Source organism: Polynucleobacter cosmopolitanus, from assembly GCF_002224225.1.
Lineage (GTDB): Bacteria > Pseudomonadota > Gammaproteobacteria > Burkholderiales > Burkholderiaceae > Polynucleobacter > Polynucleobacter cosmopolitanus.
Window position 1 is genome coordinate 212,931 of record NZ_NJGG01000002.1, and the last position, 17,327, is coordinate 230,257.

Sequence of the window (17,327 nt, forward strand, 5' to 3'; positions counted from 1 at the left end):
CTCAGCAGTTAATGAATACCCAGGAGTTGGCAACGCACACGCCAGCGATGCAGCAATTTCTGCGCATCAAAGCTGAGCACCCACACTCCTTGGTGTTTTTTCGGATGGGCGATTTTTATGAGCTCTTCTTTGAAGATGCTGAAAAAGCGGCGCGTCTTTTAGACATCACCCTAACCCAACGCGGTCAATCATCTGGTAGACCGATCAAAATGGCAGGCATCCCCTACCATGCTGCCGAACAATATTTAGCCAAGATTGTCAAAGCCGGTGAGTCTGTGGCGATCGCCGAGCAAGTGGGTGACCCTGCAACATCCAAAGGGCCTGTTGAACGACGCGTGATGCGCGTGATCACACCAGGTACTGTGACAGATTCAGCATTGATGAGTGATTTGGAAGATGCGCCATTGTTGGCAATCGTTCCTAGCAAAAAGATGTGGGGTTTGGCATGGTTGACGATTACCAGCGGTCAATTGCGTTTCACACAATGCGCCCCTCATGAATTAGCCCATTACATTTATCGCATTCGCGCAGCAGAATTGTTGTGCCCTCTTGGCACAGAGAGTTCTATCAAAGAAGCCCTGCAAGCATCCAGTGCATCAGAAGTTCATTTATCCGGTCACACGATTCCCGATTGGGTATGGTCAGCCGATGAAGGACAGCGTCGCCTTTTAGAGCTTTTCAATATGAGCAGTTTGCAAAGCTTGGGCATTGATGACGCAGAAAAATTTGGGCCAACACTAACAGCAGTCGCCGCCGTCTTGGCCTACGGTGCCAATACCCAAGGCTTGGGTTGGCAAGGGAAATTGCCCCATATCTTGCAATGCCAATTAGAAGAAGATCAAAACTACATTGGCATTGATGCCGCGACTCGCCGCAATTTAGAAATAACAGAAACACTGCGCGGTGAAACAGAGCCCACCTTGTTGTCTTTATTAGACACTTGCTCAAGTGCGATGGGAAGTCGTTTATTGCGACACACCTTGCATCACCCATTGCGTGATCAAGCCGTGATTGCTGAACGTCACTCGGCAGTTGCCACATTAATTGAACACACCTTTGTTTTAGAAGAACTGCGTCAAACTTTGCGCAGCGTGGCTGATATTGAACGCATCAGCACACGCTTGGCCTTGGGCAGCGCTCGCCCCCGTGACTTAAGTAGTCTGCGTGACACATTGGCGAACCTGCCAGAGCTTGCCAAGACTTTGGATGGCTTGGGTCAAAAAAGTTCTTTGCTAGCATCTTTGGCCAAGACCTTGGCGTCCCCTCCTCCTGTTTTGGCTTTGTTACAAGCCGCCATCGCTGCAGAACCATCTGTGGTCATCAGAGAAGGTGGTGTGATCGCTGATGATTACAGCGCTGAATTGGATGAACTGCGTCGCTTGAGTGATGACTGCGGCGCATTTTTATTGGATTTAGAAACTCGTGAGCGAGAAAGAACTGGCATTGCCAATTTGCGGGTTGAGTTCAACAAAGTTCATGGCTTCTTTATTGAAGTGACCAATGGTCAAACGGACAAAGTACCTGATGACTATCGTCGTCGCCAAACCTTAAAAAATGCTGAGCGTTACATCACGCCTGAGCTCAAGGCTTTTGAAGACAAAGCTTTGTCTGCCAAAGAGCGCAGCTTTGCTTTAGAGAAACAACTCTACGAAGAGTTATTGGTGCAATTACAAACCCACGTGCAAGCCTGTCAATCAATGGGCTTGGCATTGGCACAGGTCGATGTTTTAGCCACACTCGGCGAGCGTGCTCAAACCTTGGGTTGGTCACGTCCAGAGTTCAGCAAGGATGCTGGCATTGCGATTGAAGAGGGTCGCCACCCTGTGGTCGAAGCGCAGTTGGCGAAACGTTCAGAATCTTTTTCACCGAATGATGTGCGCTTTGATCAAAGCAGACGCATGCTATTGATCACTGGTCCAAACATGGGCGGCAAGTCGACGTATATGCGACAAATAGCATTGATTGTTTTATTGGCATATGTCGGCTCTTATGTACCAGCCAAGCATGCGCGCATTGGATCAATTGATCAAATCTTCACACGCATTGGTGCGGCCGATGATTTGGCCAGCGGTCGTTCAACCTTCATGGTTGAGATGACTGAAGCAGCAGCTATCTTGCATCGCTCTACCGAACACTCTTTGGTGTTGATGGATGAGATTGGAAGAGGCACTTCCACTTTTGATGGTTTGGCATTGGCTTGGGCGATCGCACAACATTTGCTCACAAAGAATCGTTCATGGACTTTGTTTGCTACGCACTATTTAGAGTTGGCCTCTTTGCCAAGTAAATATCCGCAGTGCGCCAACGTTCATTTGAGTGCGGTTGAAAAAGGTCAAGGCATTGTGTTTTTACACACTGTCAAAGAAGGTCATGCCAATCAGAGTTATGGTTTGCAAGTGGCTCAGCTAGCGGGTGTTCCTCAAGCAGTGATCAAAGATGCTCGTCAACATTTGCGCCGCTTAGAAGAGCACGCTAATCAAGAGAGCGCACAAGTTGATTTGTTCAGCCAAGATTTTTCAGGTGCCGGCAATGCAGCACTTGAAAACGAAGAAACTACTGAGGAAATAGAAAAGGCTCTGGCTGTCCTAAAACAGTTGAATGAGATTCAACCGGACAACCTCAGCCCTAAGGAAGCTCTTGATCTCTTGTACAGCCTAAAAAGATCTAGCTAATAATTAGCGCAGGCTCAGTGAAGCCTTAGTGAAGCGTTGGGCGCTGAACCACAGGTGGTGCAGGCGGCTCTTCATCAACGTCCATGTCTGAGTCATCATCCACATCAAGGCCAAAGGCTCCTTGTGGGTGACCATCTTCTAGCTCTTCTTCGGTGGCTTCACGCACATCTGAAACCACTAACCAAAACTTCAATGCCAAACCAGCCAAAGGATGATTGCCATCCAAGACCACTTTGTCTTCTGCTAAATCAGTGACCGTGTAGATCAATGGATCTTCGTCGTCCTCTTCTTCAACAGGTGTCTCATCATCATCCAAGAGGCCCTCGAATTGCATGCCAACTTCTAAAGGCTCAGGGAATCTTGAGCGCGGTTCAATTTTTAGCAAGTCAGGGTCATAGTCGCCAAAAGCATCAGCAGGTTCCAACTGAATCGTGGTCTCGTAACCAACATCATGGCCGTCCACGGCTTCTTCTATTTTTGGAAAGGTGCCGTCATAGCCCCCATGGAGATAAATCATGGGGCCAGCTGATTCTTCGATCAAATTATCCTGAGCATCAGTCAAACGGTATTTGAGTGAAACAATAGTATTCTTTTGTACTTTCATAATATGTATTTTACGTGAGTCCACCCAAGCAGGTCATAATCTTCCTATGACAACCCAATCCAAAGCTCGCCACAAATCCCTTCATAGAGCTCTTTATAAAGCTCCAAAGGCTCCAAAACCCCTCCCTATACAAGAACCTTGGGCTCTTTTGGGCGGCATGAGTCCTGTGACCTTCATGCAAGAGTATTGGCAAAAGAAACCCCTCCTGGTACGTGGCGCCATCCCAGCTTTTCAGCTGGCGAGAGAGTCTGGCCTGGAACTTGAAAGCCCAATTTCAATGGCAGATTTGAGTGATCTGGCCAGACAAAAAACCGTTGAATCAAGACTGATTCAAAGCAAACCTTGGTCACTCAAAAAAGGCCCCTTCAAACCAAAAGACATTCCACCTTTGAAAAAGGACGATTGGACTTTATTGGTGCAAGGTGTCAACGCCCATCATCCGATCGCCGAAAGAGTGATGTCTTGGTTTCGTTTCATCCCTGAAGCACGTTTGGATGATTTGATGATCAGCATCGCAGGCAAGCATGGCGGTGTCGGTCCGCACGTGGATTCTTATGATGTGTTTTTGCTTCAAATGGCTGGTCGTCGTCATTGGAAGATTTCAGGACAAAAGGATCTGCGCTTAAAAGAAGGTTTGCCACTCAAAATATTGAAACACTTTGAACCCACTCAAGATTGGGTTTTAGAGCCTGGCGATATGCTGTATTTGCCACCCAACATCGCGCATGATGGATTGGCATTGGATGCTGGCTGTCAGACTTGGTCAATTGGGTTCAGAGCACCAACTTATAAAGAGTTGATCAGTGAAATTCTTTGGCGCACCACCGAGGCCCTAGAGAATGATCCGAAGCTATGCCAGCTCTATACCGACCCAAAACAGCCAGCCACTCTCGATACCAGCACGGTTCCCAAAGACCTGGTTGCAGCCGTGTCTAAGCACCTGAATGGCTTACGCTGGAGTGATAGTGATATATCTTGCACCCTAGCAAGCATCCTCAGCGAACCCAAACCGCAAACGGTCTTTACAGTACCCGAAAGTCAGCTGGATCTGAATTCCTTCAAAAAAATGATTGCAAAACAAGGGCTTATATTATCACCCCAATCCAAAGCCCTGCATGATCATGACTTTTTCTACCTCAATGGTGAAAGTTTGAGTGATTCTGAAGAGTCCGATTGGCCTTTTTGGCTGAGATTAGCCCAAGAGCAATCTTTGAGCCCAGCCATGTGCCAAAAGTTAGTGAAATTGATCAAGGATGTTGATAGTCCTTGGTTTGAGGCTTACAGCTCGGCTTGGATATTAATTGATCAAGATTAGGGTAATCACTAGTATTTTGCGCATTTTTATTTATAATCACGGGCGGTGCATTAATTTTAATAATGAAGGTACCCGGTCTAAATCACCGTTAGATGATTAGCTAATCTTTTAAGGAAATAAAAATGAAAAAATCACTATTAATCGCTTCTTTGTTGGCAATTTCTTTGGCTGCTTGCGGCAAAAAAGAAGCTCCAGCTCCTGTAGCTCCTGCTGCTGCTCCTGCTGAAGCTGCTCCTGCTGCTGCTCCTGCTGCTGGCGCACCTGCTGCTCCTGCTGCTGCTCCAGAAAAGAAGTAATTCTTTTTCAGAAGTAAAAAGACCACCCTCGGGTGGTCTTTTTTTTGTCTGCTATTTTAGCGTTTGCTATTTTTAGCTTTTGCTAATTTAACTTTCGATCAGCGGCCAACTTGCTGATCTAAAAGAGTCAAGATTTGAACAGCTGTTTCACCTAGTTCGTTCGCGCCTTTTTCATCTTGAACGGTCACAGTAACATTACCCTCAACATCTTTGACATGCACACGGTAACGTTTTGCTTTTTTCAAATCATCAGCGCTGGTCTTGCTGAATAAATTGCTGAAGAAGCTCTTAGATTCTGGTGATAAGTCATTGGTGTTCACAAAACGAACATAGTAAATACCTTTGCTTCTATCGCGATCTTCAACGGTGAAGTTCGAACGATCCAATCCCACACCCACTTCTCTCCAGGCACGATCGAAGTTGCTAGCGAACTCAAGACGTGGTTGCTTGTCTTTCTTCAAACGAGATGGCGCATTCGCAGCCACTGTTGATTTTTGACCAACTGAAGCACGCGCAGCAGTTTCGGTGTAGCCCAATCGTTGCATCAAACGGGCCAAGAATTCTGCTTCTAATTCTGGATCATTTGGACGATTAGCCCAAACCGTTTGCGATTTATCAGTACCTGTCAGCTCTTCAGAAGCGCCACGATGAGTGATGTAGACCTCGGTCTCACCTTTGCTGTTCACCTCTAAACGTGTACGGAACTTATCACGCTCACCAGTAGAGTAAAGAGAGTCAAAAACTTTACCAATCGTTCGGCGGATGATGTCTTGAGGAATTTTGGCACGATTTTCTGCCCAATCAGTTTCCATGATGCCGGTTTCTGGTGAATCAGTTAAGAGAATGAATCCAGTTTCTTGCCAAAACTCACGCACACTTGGATACAAATCTTTGGCTGGCTTTGAAACCACCAACCAACGGCGATTACCATCACGTTCGATTTTCATGCCAGACACTGCTGGCAATACTGTTTCTTTGCCGGTTGGTTTGGTTTGTACTGCTGTGCTGTAACCAGACAATGTTGCACCACCATCAGGCACCACGTAACGCTTGTCACCACCCATCGCGGTCATGTCTGGTGGAAACGCCAAGTTAGGGCCCTTCTTTTCGCCAGCAGATTTGTAATCAATGGTGTCACCAGAAAATGTGCTGGTGCAAGCAGAGGTCAAGAGGCCAGTTGCTAAAACTGACATCAGTAGCATGCTTGATTTAATTGATATGCGACGCATAAGTTTTCCTAAGTTATCGAACGATTATTTTGACATTAAGCCAGCGCCAATCAGCGCTTGCTTGACTTGTTCTTGAGCACCAGCCACCAAAGTTGTGAGTGGTAAACGAATTCCTGGTTTCATTTTGCCCATGGCTGCCAATGCCCACTTCACTGGAATTGGGTTGGCTTCTACAAACATGGCTTTGTGAACCGGTAGTAATTTGAATTGGATTTCTTTGGCGCGTGCCACATCACCAGCCATGGCAGCCACGCACAGTTCATGCATCAATTTAGGTGCCACGTTGGCTGTCACAGAAATATTGCCGCGACCACCCATCATCATGAGCAACAAGGCTGTTGGATCATCACCAGAGTAAACCGCGAAATCTTTGCAACCTGCTTCTTCTAGACCAGCGATCAACTGAATACCGCGATCAAGATTGCCCGTGGCATCTTTGATACCAACAATGCCTGGTACTTTGGCCAAACGAATGGCGGTCTCTGTTGCCATATCAGCCACCGTGCGACCTGGCACGTTGTACAAAATAACTGGCAAATCTACTTTTTCAGCGATTGTTTTGAAATGCTGATACATGCCTTCTTGCGTTGGCTTGTTGTAATAGGGCACGACTTGCAAGCTGGCATCGGCACCAACTTTTTTTGCGTATTCTGTGAGTTCAATCGCTTCACTCGTTGAATTACCACCAGTACCCGCAATGATTGGAATACGTTTAGCAGTGTGTTCAACGGTCACTTTGATCAGTTCACAGTGCTCTTCAACTGAAACTGTTGGAGATTCACCAGTGGTGCCAACGATCACGATGCCATCAGTGCCCTCTTCAATGTGCCAGTCGATCAATTGACGCAAACCGGGCAAATCTAGGCTGCCATCGACGTGCATGGGCGTGACAATGGCCACCAAACTTCCTGAAATATTTTTAGCTAATTTAGTCATGTTTTTGATTGTAGCGGAACCGCACAGACTCTCTGCACACAAGCGGGTTTAGGCTGAGTGACCGTGAGGTCCTCATAGGCCAAAATCCTCATATTTGAGGCAAAGCCGAGCAGTTCATTGGGGGTTAATAAAAAGTCAGGATTACTGGGTTTACCAAAGGCTTCATTGCCGATGGCAAAGGTTTCGTAGATCAAAACCCCTTGAGAATTCAATAAATTAGGCAATTTTTGCAAAAAAGGACGGTAAAGGTAATTGGTCACAATCACCGCGTCAAATTGGCCTAAATGGCTCAATGACCAGGCATCAGTCTCTAAATCAATGGCTTCTGTTTGGATGGCCAGATCGGGATGTTGGCTTTTGATTTGCTGCAAAGATGCCAAATCACGATCAATCGCCATCACCTGAAAGCCTTGCTTGGCCAACCAAACCGCATGACGACCACTGCCACAGGCGTAGTCCAAGACTCGTCCGCCGGCTTTGATCTTCGAAGCGTGAGTTTGTACCCAGTCAGAAGCTGGAACACTCAACTCTTGGTGCGACTTAACTGTAATCAAGTCCCATGGCCTCGCGCACATCACGCATTGTTTCTTGAGCAGACTTGCGGGCCTTATCGCAACCATCAGCGATGATGGCGCGCAATAAGCTTGGGTCATCCAAATAAGTTTGCGCGCGTTCCATCATCGGTTGTTGCTCTTTGAGAATCGCATCAATCACGGGTTGTTTGCATTCCAAACAACCAATGCCGGCACTCTTACATCCTTTTTCTGCCCAAGCTTTGGTTTCTTCGCTGGAATACACCGCATGCAATTGCCACACTGGGCAACGCGCTGGATCACCCACATCGGTTTTACGAATACGGGCTGGATCGGTTGGCATGGTTTTGATTTTTTTCTCAACTGTTGCAGCATCTTCGCGCAGAGCAATCGTATTACCATAAGACTTGGACATTTTTTGGCCGTCCAAACCAGGCATACGAGATTCTTGCGTCAAGAGAGCTTGCGGCTCAGCCAAGATAATTTTTCTTGAACCTTCTAAGTAACCGAACAAACGCTCACGGTCACCCATCGATAAACTTTGTGCATCAGCCAAGACCGCACGAGCCTGCTCCAGTGCTTCCTCATGACCTTTTTCTTGGTACTCGGTTCTGAGCTCAAGGTATAACTTGGTGCGCTTGCTGCCTAATTTTTTAGCTGCTTCCAAGGCTTTTTCTTCAAAGCCTGGTTCACGACCATACAAGTGATTAAAACGACGCGCTACTTCACGGGTCATTTCGACGTGAGGCACTTGGTCTTCACCGACTGGCACGTGTTGTGCGCGGTAGATCAAGATGTCTGCAGCTTGTAGCAGTGGATAGCCCAAGAAACCATAAGTCTGAAGATCTTTTTCTTTGAGCTTTTCAATTTGATCTTTGTAGGTAGGCACGCGTTCTAACCAACCCAAAGGTGTGCCCATAGATAGCAAGAGGAATAGTTCTGCATGCTCTGGCACTTTGCTCTGAATGAACAAGGTTGCTTGCGTTGGATCAACACCAGCTGCCAACCAATCGATGACCATGTCCCAAACGGATTTTTCAATCACATCAGGTGTTTCATAGTGCGTGGTCAAAGCATGCCAATCAGCCACAAAGAAATAGCATGGGTATTCAGCTTGAAGCTTCAACCAATTTTTAAGAACACCATGATAGTGACCTAAGTGCAGAGCGCCGGTTGGGCGCATACCTGATAAAACTCGTTCAGAAAACATATATCTCTTATTGAAACTCCAACCAAATAGGTTGTAATTGTGATGGCAGATCTGGCAATGTGCCCAAATCTACATGACTCTCATTAGGACTATGAAAATCAGACCCTCTGGAAGCCAAAAAACCATGCTGTAGCGCTACTTTAGCAAATGTTTTGTACTCTTCCTTGGTATGACTGCCCGTGACCACTTCAATGCCCCGACCACCCAGCTCCTTGAATTCTGCATAAAGCTCGCTTAATTGTAGGCTGGTGTAGTTATAGCGGCCCGGATGGGCTATCACAGCAATGCCACCCGCTTGGGTGATCCAATTGACGGCATCCGTTAAATTGGCCCATTCATGCCCCACATAACCAGGTTTACCGTCTATTAAATAATTGGCAAATACTTCATTGGTGTCTTTGCAAACACCAGAATCGACCAAGAATCGTGCGAAATGCGTTCTAGAAATTAGTTCGGGGTTGCCCACAAATTGCAAAGCACCCTCGTAGGCATTTTTAATGCCGATTTGATCGAGTTGGGCTGCAATCGCTTTGGCGCGATTGGTTCGACCATTTCTGGTCTGATTAAGACCTTCAATCAAAGCGGCGTTGGTGTGATCAATCCCTAAACCAACAATGTGAACTGTTTGAGAACACCAGGTCACTGAGATTTCAACGCCAGAAATATATTTCATGCCCAGATCTTCCGCAGCTTTTTTAGCGCGTTCTTGACCACCCACTTCATCATGGTCAGTCAAAGACCATACGTGGACGCCATTGGCGTGAGCGCGACATGCCAAAGCTTCCGGGGTCAAAGTCCCATCAGAAACAACGGAGTGGCAATGCAAATCGGCATTGAGTGTGTGCATTCGTCTATTTTACTTGCCTATTGGCTGTTGCGCTCAAAGATTGAAGGCGCTTACAGGCACGACATCCATCAGTTTTTATTGCAGGCATGCAATATTTAATTGCTTGGAATGTTTAGTTTTTTACGCAATTGATAACCTACTTTTTGACGTTTGCGTGGCCGCACTTGTTTTTTACCTTGCCTGAACTCCATATATTTGGCAAAAATATCAAGAGCAACGATAACAACACCATTAGTTAGTCTTCGACTCAGATTTTTTCTTATCCAAGAAAAGGGGGCATTTTTGATAATTCTGAATTTTCTCTTTGCGCTTCTTTTATTGCACATTGATGGCATTTTGCTTTTTTTATTGTTTGTGCTTTCTTATTATCTTGTCTGATTTCCATGAATTTACCAAAACCAAAAATTAATAAATACAAACCACCAATCGTCAAAACGTAAATGTTTTGTTCAGTAAAAAAATCATTCCATATTTGCTCCATGCTTGCCCCCCTTATTTTTAGTAACACAACTGCCTAACAACATCAATAAACTACTTATAAAAATTATAATATATATTGTGACCATATCTGAATACCCGTGCATTAAGTAGGCCAAAAGAATTTCAGCAAAAATTACTGAACTAACCCCCCTGACTACCGTAGCCAATCCATCCCAACTAATAAACATGAATTCTCCTTTAGAAGTTCAGAAGAATAAAACTCAAATTTATTTTCGTATGTCAGCCATTTGCTGAAAAATTATCAGAAATATCTGACAATTTTACTCATTGAATTTGAATGGGAGTGCAGATCGAAACAGCTACAGGCAACTCACTTCAAGGATTGCGTTAAGGACTAAGTCAGGCTGGTATCAACGATGCGCCTAGGCGCCTCAAGGTACTCTTTGGACTGCATCTCAACAATGCGTGAGACGGTTCTGTGGAACTCATTGGCCATAGGGCCTTCGGTGTAGAGTAATTCTGCTGCTACCTCGGCTGAGATGATGAGTTTGACCTTGTGGTCATAAAAGACATCGATCAACCAAGTGAAGCGACGAGCTTCACTCGACATCTTCGGTGGCATGTGTGGCACTTCTGATAGAAGTACCGTGTGAAACAAATTAGAGATCTCTAAATAATCATTTTGCGATCTTGGGCCACCGCACAAAGTTTTAAAGTTGAACCAAGCAACACCACCGGCTCTGCGCACAGTGTTGATTTCTCTTGATTCAATAAAAAGAGTTGAGTTTTCCTCATCGTGCGCTTCAGCAATTTTGTTAAAAACTGCATCCATGGTTTTGGCAGTTTCTGCACCCAAAGGTGTGTAGTAGGCCTGAACCTGTTCCATCGCTTTTTGACGGTAGTCGATGCCTGCATCAACGTTCATCACATCGAGCTTTTCTTGCAATAAAGCAATTGCTGGCAAAAGACGGTCACGATGCAAGCCATCTGGGTAAAGAAGATCAGGACGGTAATTGGACGTCATGATGAATTGCACGCGGTATTTGAATAAGGCTTCAAGCAATTTGTACAAGATCATCGCATCAGCCACATCGCTCACGTGAAACTCATCAAAACAAATCAAACGGTATTTTTTGGCAATGTTTTTACCCAAAGCATCCAATGGGTCTGCTTGACCTCTGAGGTCTTGAAGCTCTCGGTGAACTTCACGCATGAACTCATGAAAGTGCAAGCGGGTTTTCTTCTCCAGAGGAGATGCTTCGTAGAAGCAATCCATCAAAAATGATTTTCCGCGCCCCACTCCACCCCAAAGATAAACACCACGAGGCAGATCAGGAAAGCGCACCATTTTTTTCAGGGTATTACTGCGCACATCTTTGTAGGCAAACCACTCGTCTTGACATACTTGCAAGCGATCAATCGCGGCTTGTTGTGCAGGATCGCTGCCATAGCCTCGCTTGACCAATTCTTGCTTGTAGAAATCAACGACTTTCATTTTCATGATTTATTTGTGTGAATGCTTTCTAGTAAATCCTGTTTGCATAAATGCTGTCTGTATAAATGATTTGGGGATCTTTAAACCAATAGAGTTTATCGATCCCCAATGTGTCACTCTTGATAAAGCAACATCACATGCATTACATATTTAGTGCACGTTTGTCAGTCGCCGCCAATGCTGCTTCTCTCACGACTTCTGACAAGCTTGGGTGTGGATGGCAAACGCGACCGATGTCTTCAGCGGCTGCTTTGAATTCCATCGCCACAGCGGCTTCAGCGATCAAGTCTGAGGCTGCTGCACCAACGATGTGAACACCCAGGATCTCATCAGTCTTTGCATCAGCCAATACTTTCACGAAACCATCAGCAGAGCCCATGCCCAAGGCACGACCGTTGGCCGCGAATGGGAACTGACCTGGCTTGTAGGCGCGACCTTCAGCTTTTAATTGCTGTTCGTTTTTACCAACCCAAGCGATCTCAGGAGATGTGTAGATCACCCATGGAATGCAGTTGTAATCAATGTGTGGTTTTTGACCAGCGATCACTTCAGCCACCAAGACACCTTCGTCTTCAGCTTTGTGTGCCAACATCGGACCACGCACCACATCTCCTACAGCGTAAACGCCAGGAGCTGAAGTAGCACAAGTGTGATCATCGATAGGAATGAAGCCGCGCTCATCCACTTTCAAGCCAATGGCTTCTAAGTTCAAGCCTTGAGTGTTTGGTACACGACCAACGGACACGATCAAACGATCACATTCTAATTTTTGAGCTGCACCAGTGCTGTCTGTGTAAGCCACTGACACGCCTTTTTTAGATGCTTTGACTTCACCAATTTTCACGCCTAAATTGATGTTCAAGCCTTGCTTAACAAATAGTTTGTGAGCTTCTTTGGCAACACCTTCATCACAAGCGCCCAAGAAGCTTGGTAAAGCTTCAAGGATCGTGACTTCAGCACCTAAGCGACGCCATACTGAACCCAACTCAAGACCAATCACGCCAGCACCAATCACGCCTAATTTCTTAGGAGTGGCGCCAAACTTGAGAGCACCTTCGTTGTCACAAATCAATTCGTTATCAACAGGCATACCTGGCAAATGACGAGCTTTAGAACCTGTGGCGATGATGACGTTTTTGGCATTTACTGTGCCAGCATCTTTGCCGTCCACTTTGATCTGATAACCATCAGCACCCTTACCTGCAAATGAAGCATGACCTCTTAACAAAGTGATTTTGTTTTTGCGGAACAAGAACTGAATACCACCTGTCATCTTGCCAACGATGTCGTCTTTGCGAGCAATCATCTTCTTTACATCGATGCTGGCATCTTTAACGCTGATACCGTGATCACCAATGTGATGAGCGATGTTCTCAAACTCTTCAGAGCTGGCCAACAATGCTTTTGATGGAATACAACCAACGTTCAAGCAAGTACCACCCAAACGTGGCTCACCTTTTGGATCGTCATACGGATTGCTTTCAGCACACGCTACTTTGAAACCTAATTGAGCGGCACGAATCGCAGCGATGTAACCACCAGGGCCACCACCAATGACAACTACGTCAAAATTTTGACTCATAATTTTTCCTATTTCTCTTTGTCTTTGACTGTATGGATTAAAGGTCTAACAAAAGACGTGCTGGATCTTCCAACGCTTCTTTCATTGCAACCAAACCTAATACAGCCTCACGACCGTCAATGATGCGGTGGTCGTAAGACATCGCCAAATAGTTGATTGGACGCACCACCACTTGACCGTTTTCAACAACAGCACGGTCCTTAGTAGCGTGGATACCCAAAATAGCTGACTGTGGTGGGTTGATGATCGGTGTAGACAACATTGAACCGAAGATACCGCCGTTAGAGATAGAGAAAGTACCACCTGATAAGTCATCAAGTGTTAATTTGCCATCACGTGCTTTAACGCCAAATTCAGCAATTTTCTTTTCAATATCAGCCAAGCTCATTTGATCAGCATCGCGCAGAATAGGTACCACTAGACCACGTGGTGAACCAACAGCGATACCAATGTCAAAGTAACCGTGATAAACGATGTCGTTGCCATCCACTGAGGCATTCAAGACTGGGTATTTCTTCAAAGCGTGCACAGCTGCTTTAACGAAGAAAGACATGAAACCTAATTTAGTACCGTGTTCTTTTTCAAACTGGTCTTTGTATTTGTTGCGCATGCCCATCACTGGTGCCATGTTCACTTCGTTGAAAGTGGTCAAAATGGCATTGGTTTGTTGAGACTGCAATAAGCGCTCAGCAATACGAGCACGCAAACGGCTCATTGGTACGCGCTCTTCTGGGCGATTACCAATGTTCACTTGCGGTGCTGCTGGTGCAGCAGCGGCTTTAGCAACTGGTGCTGCGCCAGACAATGTTGCAAGAACATCACCTTTGGTCACACGACCATCTTTACCTGAACCACCTACTTGAGCAGCAGATAGATTGTTTTCTGCCATCAACTTAGCGGCTGAAGGCATTGCTTTAGCGCTGGCTGATGCAGCCGCTGCTGGCGCAGCAGCTGGAGCTGCGGCTGGTGCAGCTGCAGGAGCAGGAGCGGCCGCTGCAGGTGCAGCAGCAGCTTTAGCAGCGCTGTCAATTTTTGCGATCACTTGGTCAGAAACCACTGTGCCGCCATCACCCACCACGATTTCAGCCAACACACCGGCTGAAGGCGCTGGTACTTCAAGCACCACTTTGTCGGTTTCGATTTCGATCAAGATTTCATCTTGAGCAACCGCTTCACCGGCTTTTTTCTTCCAAGTCAACATCGTTGCTTCTGCAACTGATTCTGATAATTGTGGAACTTTGACGTCTACGATAGCCATGTTCTTTTTCCCTTATTCTCTATTGAGTATTTGTTAGTGTTATTAACTGATTATTTGGTGAGTACAAAACCTTTGAGCTTAGCAAACGCACCTTCAATCAAAGATTTTTGTTGATCTTGATGCAAGTGAGCGTAACCACAAGCCGGAGAGGCTGAAGCTGGGCGACCTGAGTAACCCAATTTTTGACCCTCTGTCATGTTCTCGTGAATGTTGTGCTGAATGAAGAACCATGAACCCTGGTTTTGTGGCTCGTCCTGACACCAAACAATTTCAGTGGCTTTTGGATATTTCTTCATTTCTGCAGCAAATGCTTTGTGTGGGAACGGGTACAACTGCTCTACACGGATCAAGGCCACGTCGTTCTGCTTTTTGGCTTCACGAGCTTTTACCAAGTCGTAATAAACCTTGCCTGAGCAAGCAATCACACGGGTCACTTTCTTAGGATCAATGCTCTCGTCCAATTCACCAATCACTGTTTTGAATTCGCCTTTGGTGAATTCTGAAACTGGTGATGTGGCGTCTTTGTTTCTCAACAAAGATTTTGGAGTCATGATGATCAACGGCTTACGGAACTGACGGATCATCTGACGACGCAACAAATGGAAGATTTGTGACGCAGTGGTTGGCTGAACAACTTGCATGTTCATGTCAGCGCATAACTGCATGAAGCGCTCAGGACGTGCTGATGAGTGCTCAGGACCCTGACCTTCATAACCGTGAGGCAACATGAGCACGAGACCATTCGCACGACCCCACTTCACTTCGCCAGAGGCGATGAACTGGTCGATCACCACTTGAGCACCGTTCACGAAGTCACCGAACTGAGCTTCCCAAATGGTCAAAGTGTTTGGTTCAGCAGCTGCATAACCATATTCAAAGCCTAGAACAGCTTCTTCTGAAAGGATTGAGTCAATCACTGTGAAGTTGGCTTGACCTTCTGCAACGTTTTCTAGAGGAACGTATGTACCGATGTCCCACTTTTCACGATTTTGATCATGGATCACTGCGTGACGGTGTGTGAATGTGCCACGGCCTGAGTCTTCACCTGATAAACGAATCGGGTAACCGCTCGCCACCAATGAAGCAAACGCCATGTGCTCGCCCATACCCCAGTCAACGTTGACTTCGCCACGACCCATGGCCGCACGATTGTTCAATAAGTTATCAACGAGGTTGTGTGGCTTAAAGCCTTCTGGCACTTTTGTAATTCGTTCTGCCAAGCGCTTCCACTCTGCTAAAGGAATCGCTGTATCAGCTGAGTCTGTCCATTTCTTATTCAAGAATGGTGACCAATCAACCGCGTACTTACCTTTGAAGTTAGAAATCACTGGGTCCACTGTGTGCTTACCAGCATCCATCGCTGAGCGATAGGCTTTGACCATTTCATCACCGCCACCAGCTGGCAATACGCCTTGAGCTTCTAGCTTATCAGCATATAACTTGCGTGTACCAGGATGTTGTGCAATCTTTTTGTACATCAAAGGTTGAGTCAAAGCTGGAGTATCTTGCTCGTTGTGACCTAATTTACGGAAACAGATGATGTCGAGTGCCACGTCTTTTTTGAAGGTGTTGCGATATTCAACAGCCAACTGAGTAGCGAACACCACTGCTTCTGGATCATCACCGTTCACGTGCAATACAGGTGCATCGATTGTTTTGAGGATGTCTGTGCAGTAAAGAGTCGAACGCAAATCGCGTGGGTCTGATGTCGTGAAACCAATTTGGTTGTTGATCACGATGTGAATCGTGCCACCAGTGTAGTAACCACGAACCTCAGCCATCGCCAAGGTTTCTTGAACCACACCTTGACCAGCAATCGCTGCATCCCCGTGTACCAAGATTGGCATCACTTGAGAACCTGTTGTGTCGCCACGACGATCCATACGGGCACGCACTGAACCTTCAACCACTGGGTTCACGATCTCTAAGTGAGATGGGTTGAACGCCAATGACAAATGCACAGGACCGCCAGGAGTTGTGACGTCGCTTGAGAAACCTTGGTGGTACTTTACGTCACCAGCAGGTAGATCTTCTGGAGCGGTGTGATCGAACTCAGCGAACAAGTCTTTAGGCATCTTGCCCAAGGTGTTCACTAATACGTTCAAACGACCACGGTGAGCCATACCGATCACGATTTCTTGAACACCAGCTGAGCCAGCTACTTTGAGCACCTCATCCATCGAAGCGATGAAACTTTCACCACCCTCTAATGAGAAACGCTTTTGACCCACATACTTTGTGTGCAAGTAACGCTCTAAGCCTTCAGCAGCTGTTAAGCGCTCAAGAACTTGTTTTTTCTTTTCTGGTGAGAAGCTCGGAGTTGATCTTGCAGCTTCAAGTTTTTCTTGCCACCAACGCTTGATCTTTTGATCAGTGATGTACATGAACTCAGCACCGATGGTGCCTGAGTATGTTTGGCGCAAGTTTTGCAACAACTCACGCAAAGTCATGTTGTCTTTGCCAAAGAATGTGTTGCTGGTATTGAATACGATCTCCATGTCAGCATCACCCAAACCGTAGAAGGCGGGATCTAGCTCTGGAATATTTGGGCGCTCAGTGCGCTTGAGTGGGTCTAAATCGGCCCAACGGTTACCAACGTTGCGGTGAGCAGCGATGAGTTGTTGTACAGCAACGCGTTTGCGACCCAGTTCTGAATCGGCAGAATCATTGATGACACGAATCGGACCTTGCTTGGCACGCTGTGCAAAAGCGTTGACCACTGGGGCATGAGGTACATCGTGTTTGGTTGAACCATCAACAGCTGGCACTAATTGAACATTATCAAAATATTCACGCCAATAGTCTGAGACAGAAGCTGGGTTTTCAAGATAGGCTTCGTAGAGTTCTTCTACGTAGGGCGCGTTACCGCCAAAGAGATAAGAACTACCTCTGTAGGACTGCATCATATT

14 protein-coding genes are annotated in these 17,327 nt (G+C 46.3%); 3 read left to right on the top strand and 11 right to left on the bottom strand.

Annotated elements, in window-relative coordinates; translation table 11 throughout:
- Positions 1 to 11: 11 nt before the first annotated feature.
- Positions 12 to 2,672: a DNA mismatch repair protein MutS gene (gene mutS / locus AOC33_RS06600; RefSeq protein ID WP_089515994.1), complete on the top strand. Its 2,661-nt coding sequence runs from the start codon at positions 12 to 14 to the stop codon at positions 2,670 to 2,672.
- A 25-nt stretch (positions 2,673 to 2,697) separates the two neighbouring features.
- Here mutS and AOC33_RS06605 read toward each other — a convergent pair whose 3' ends face one another.
- Positions 2,698 to 3,276, bottom strand: coding sequence for an FKBP-type peptidyl-prolyl cis-trans isomerase (locus AOC33_RS06605; protein ID WP_089515996.1), 579 nt, complete (start codon positions 3,274 to 3,276; stop codon positions 2,698 to 2,700).
- 46 nt (positions 3,277 to 3,322) lie between these two features.
- Here AOC33_RS06605 and AOC33_RS06610 point away from each other — a divergent pair, with 46 nt between their 5' ends.
- Together AOC33_RS06610 and AOC33_RS09125 are read left to right on the top strand one after the other, a co-directional pair.
- On the top strand, positions 3,323 to 4,591 hold the full coding sequence (locus tag AOC33_RS06610; RefSeq protein ID WP_089515998.1) for a cupin domain-containing protein: 1,269 nt from the start codon (positions 3,323 to 3,325) through the stop codon (positions 4,589 to 4,591).
- Between the two features lie 122 nt (positions 4,592 to 4,713).
- The gene (locus tag AOC33_RS09125; RefSeq protein ID WP_180738115.1) at positions 4,714 to 4,887 is read left to right on the top strand and encodes a hypothetical protein; all 174 of its coding nucleotides are present in this window, start codon (positions 4,714 to 4,716) and stop codon (positions 4,885 to 4,887) included.
- Between the two features lie 98 nt (positions 4,888 to 4,985).
- On the opposite strand, the gene bamC is transcribed toward AOC33_RS09125, so the two are convergent.
- From bamC to AOC33_RS06665, 10 genes are all read right to left on the bottom strand, one after another.
- Positions 4,986 to 6,116 carry an outer membrane protein assembly factor BamC gene (gene bamC, locus AOC33_RS06615; RefSeq protein ID WP_245835627.1) on the bottom strand — a complete coding sequence of 377 codons (1,131 nt, stop codon included), beginning with the start codon at positions 6,114 to 6,116 and terminating at the stop codon, positions 4,986 to 4,988.
- A gap of 24 nt (positions 6,117 to 6,140) precedes the next feature.
- Entirely contained in the window at positions 6,141 to 7,052 is a 912-nt protein-coding gene (dapA, locus tag AOC33_RS06620; RefSeq protein WP_089516000.1) for a 4-hydroxy-tetrahydrodipicolinate synthase, read from the bottom strand.
- The gene (locus AOC33_RS06625; protein ID WP_245835628.1) at positions 7,049 to 7,606 is read right to left on the bottom strand and encodes a class I SAM-dependent methyltransferase; all 558 of its coding nucleotides are present in this window, start codon (positions 7,604 to 7,606) and stop codon (positions 7,049 to 7,051) included. Before AOC33_RS06625 ends, dapA begins: the two co-directional genes overlap by 4 nt.
- Positions 7,593 to 8,795, bottom strand: coding sequence for a tryptophan--tRNA ligase (locus AOC33_RS06630; RefSeq protein WP_089516004.1), 1,203 nt, complete (start codon positions 8,793 to 8,795; stop codon positions 7,593 to 7,595). The genes AOC33_RS06625 and AOC33_RS06630 overlap by 14 nt, the downstream gene beginning before the upstream one ends.
- Before the next feature lie 7 nt (positions 8,796 to 8,802).
- Complete coding sequence (locus AOC33_RS06635; RefSeq protein ID WP_089516006.1) at positions 8,803 to 9,642, bottom strand: 3',5'-nucleoside bisphosphate phosphatase; 840 nt, start codon at positions 9,640 to 9,642, stop codon at positions 8,803 to 8,805.
- A gap of 259 nt (positions 9,643 to 9,901) precedes the next feature.
- The gene (locus AOC33_RS06640; RefSeq protein ID WP_089516007.1) at positions 9,902 to 10,123 is read right to left on the bottom strand and encodes a hypothetical protein; all 222 of its coding nucleotides are present in this window, start codon (positions 10,121 to 10,123) and stop codon (positions 9,902 to 9,904) included.
- A 354-nt stretch (positions 10,124 to 10,477) separates the two neighbouring features.
- Positions 10,478 to 11,578, bottom strand: coding sequence for a cell division protein ZapE (zapE, locus tag AOC33_RS06650; protein ID WP_089516448.1), 1,101 nt, complete (start codon positions 11,576 to 11,578; stop codon positions 10,478 to 10,480).
- A gap of 142 nt (positions 11,579 to 11,720) precedes the next feature.
- Complete coding sequence (lpdA, locus tag AOC33_RS06655) at positions 11,721 to 13,160, bottom strand: dihydrolipoyl dehydrogenase (RefSeq protein WP_089516011.1); 1,440 nt, start codon at positions 13,158 to 13,160, stop codon at positions 11,721 to 11,723.
- A 37-nt stretch (positions 13,161 to 13,197) separates the two neighbouring features.
- Positions 13,198 to 14,418 (bottom strand): 2-oxoglutarate dehydrogenase complex dihydrolipoyllysine-residue succinyltransferase, encoded by a 1,221-nt coding sequence (gene odhB, locus AOC33_RS06660; RefSeq protein ID WP_089516013.1) that lies wholly within the window; start codon positions 14,416 to 14,418, stop codon positions 13,198 to 13,200.
- A gap of 50 nt (positions 14,419 to 14,468) precedes the next feature.
- Positions 14,469 to 17,324: a 2-oxoglutarate dehydrogenase E1 component gene (locus AOC33_RS06665; protein ID WP_089516014.1), complete on the bottom strand. Its 2,856-nt coding sequence runs from the start codon at positions 17,322 to 17,324 to the stop codon at positions 14,469 to 14,471.
- Positions 17,325 to 17,327: the final 3 nt, after the last annotated feature.

What these genes read in the sequence shown, in the direction of transcription:
- mutS (WP_089515994.1), top strand. Translation starts at nt 12, where the DNA reads ATGAATACCCAGGAGTTGGCAACGCACACGCCAGCGATGCAGCAATTT.
- AOC33_RS06605 (WP_089515996.1), bottom strand. Translation starts at nt 3,276, where the DNA reads ATGAAAGTACAAAAGAATACTATTGTTTCACTCAAATACCGTTTGACT.
- AOC33_RS06610 (WP_089515998.1), top strand. Translation starts at nt 3,323, where the DNA reads ATGACAACCCAATCCAAAGCTCGCCACAAATCCCTTCATAGAGCTCTT.
- AOC33_RS09125 (WP_180738115.1), top strand. Translation starts at nt 4,714, where the DNA reads ATGAAAAAATCACTATTAATCGCTTCTTTGTTGGCAATTTCTTTGGCT.
- bamC (WP_245835627.1), bottom strand. Translation starts at nt 6,116, where the DNA reads ATGCGTCGCATATCAATTAAATCAAGCATGCTACTGATGTCAGTTTTA.
- dapA (WP_089516000.1), bottom strand. Translation starts at nt 7,052, where the DNA reads ATGACTAAATTAGCTAAAAATATTTCAGGAAGTTTGGTGGCCATTGTC.
- AOC33_RS06630 (WP_089516004.1), bottom strand. Translation starts at nt 8,795, where the DNA reads ATGTTTTCTGAACGAGTTTTATCAGGTATGCGCCCAACCGGCGCTCTG.
- AOC33_RS06635 (WP_089516006.1), bottom strand. Translation starts at nt 9,642, where the DNA reads ATGCACACACTCAATGCCGATTTGCATTGCCACTCCGTTGTTTCTGAT.
- AOC33_RS06640 (WP_089516007.1), bottom strand. Translation starts at nt 10,123, where the DNA reads ATGGAGCAAATATGGAATGATTTTTTTACTGAACAAAACATTTACGTT.
- zapE (WP_089516448.1), bottom strand. Translation starts at nt 11,578, where the DNA reads ATGAAAGTCGTTGATTTCTACAAGCAAGAATTGGTCAAGCGAGGCTAT.
- lpdA (WP_089516011.1), bottom strand. Translation starts at nt 13,160, where the DNA reads ATGAGTCAAAATTTTGACGTAGTTGTCATTGGTGGTGGCCCTGGTGGT.
- odhB (WP_089516013.1), bottom strand. Translation starts at nt 14,418, where the DNA reads ATGGCTATCGTAGACGTCAAAGTTCCACAATTATCAGAATCAGTTGCA.
- AOC33_RS06665 (WP_089516014.1), bottom strand. Translation starts at nt 17,324, where the DNA reads ATGATGCAGTCCTACAGAGGTAGTTCTTATCTCTTTGGCGGTAACGCG.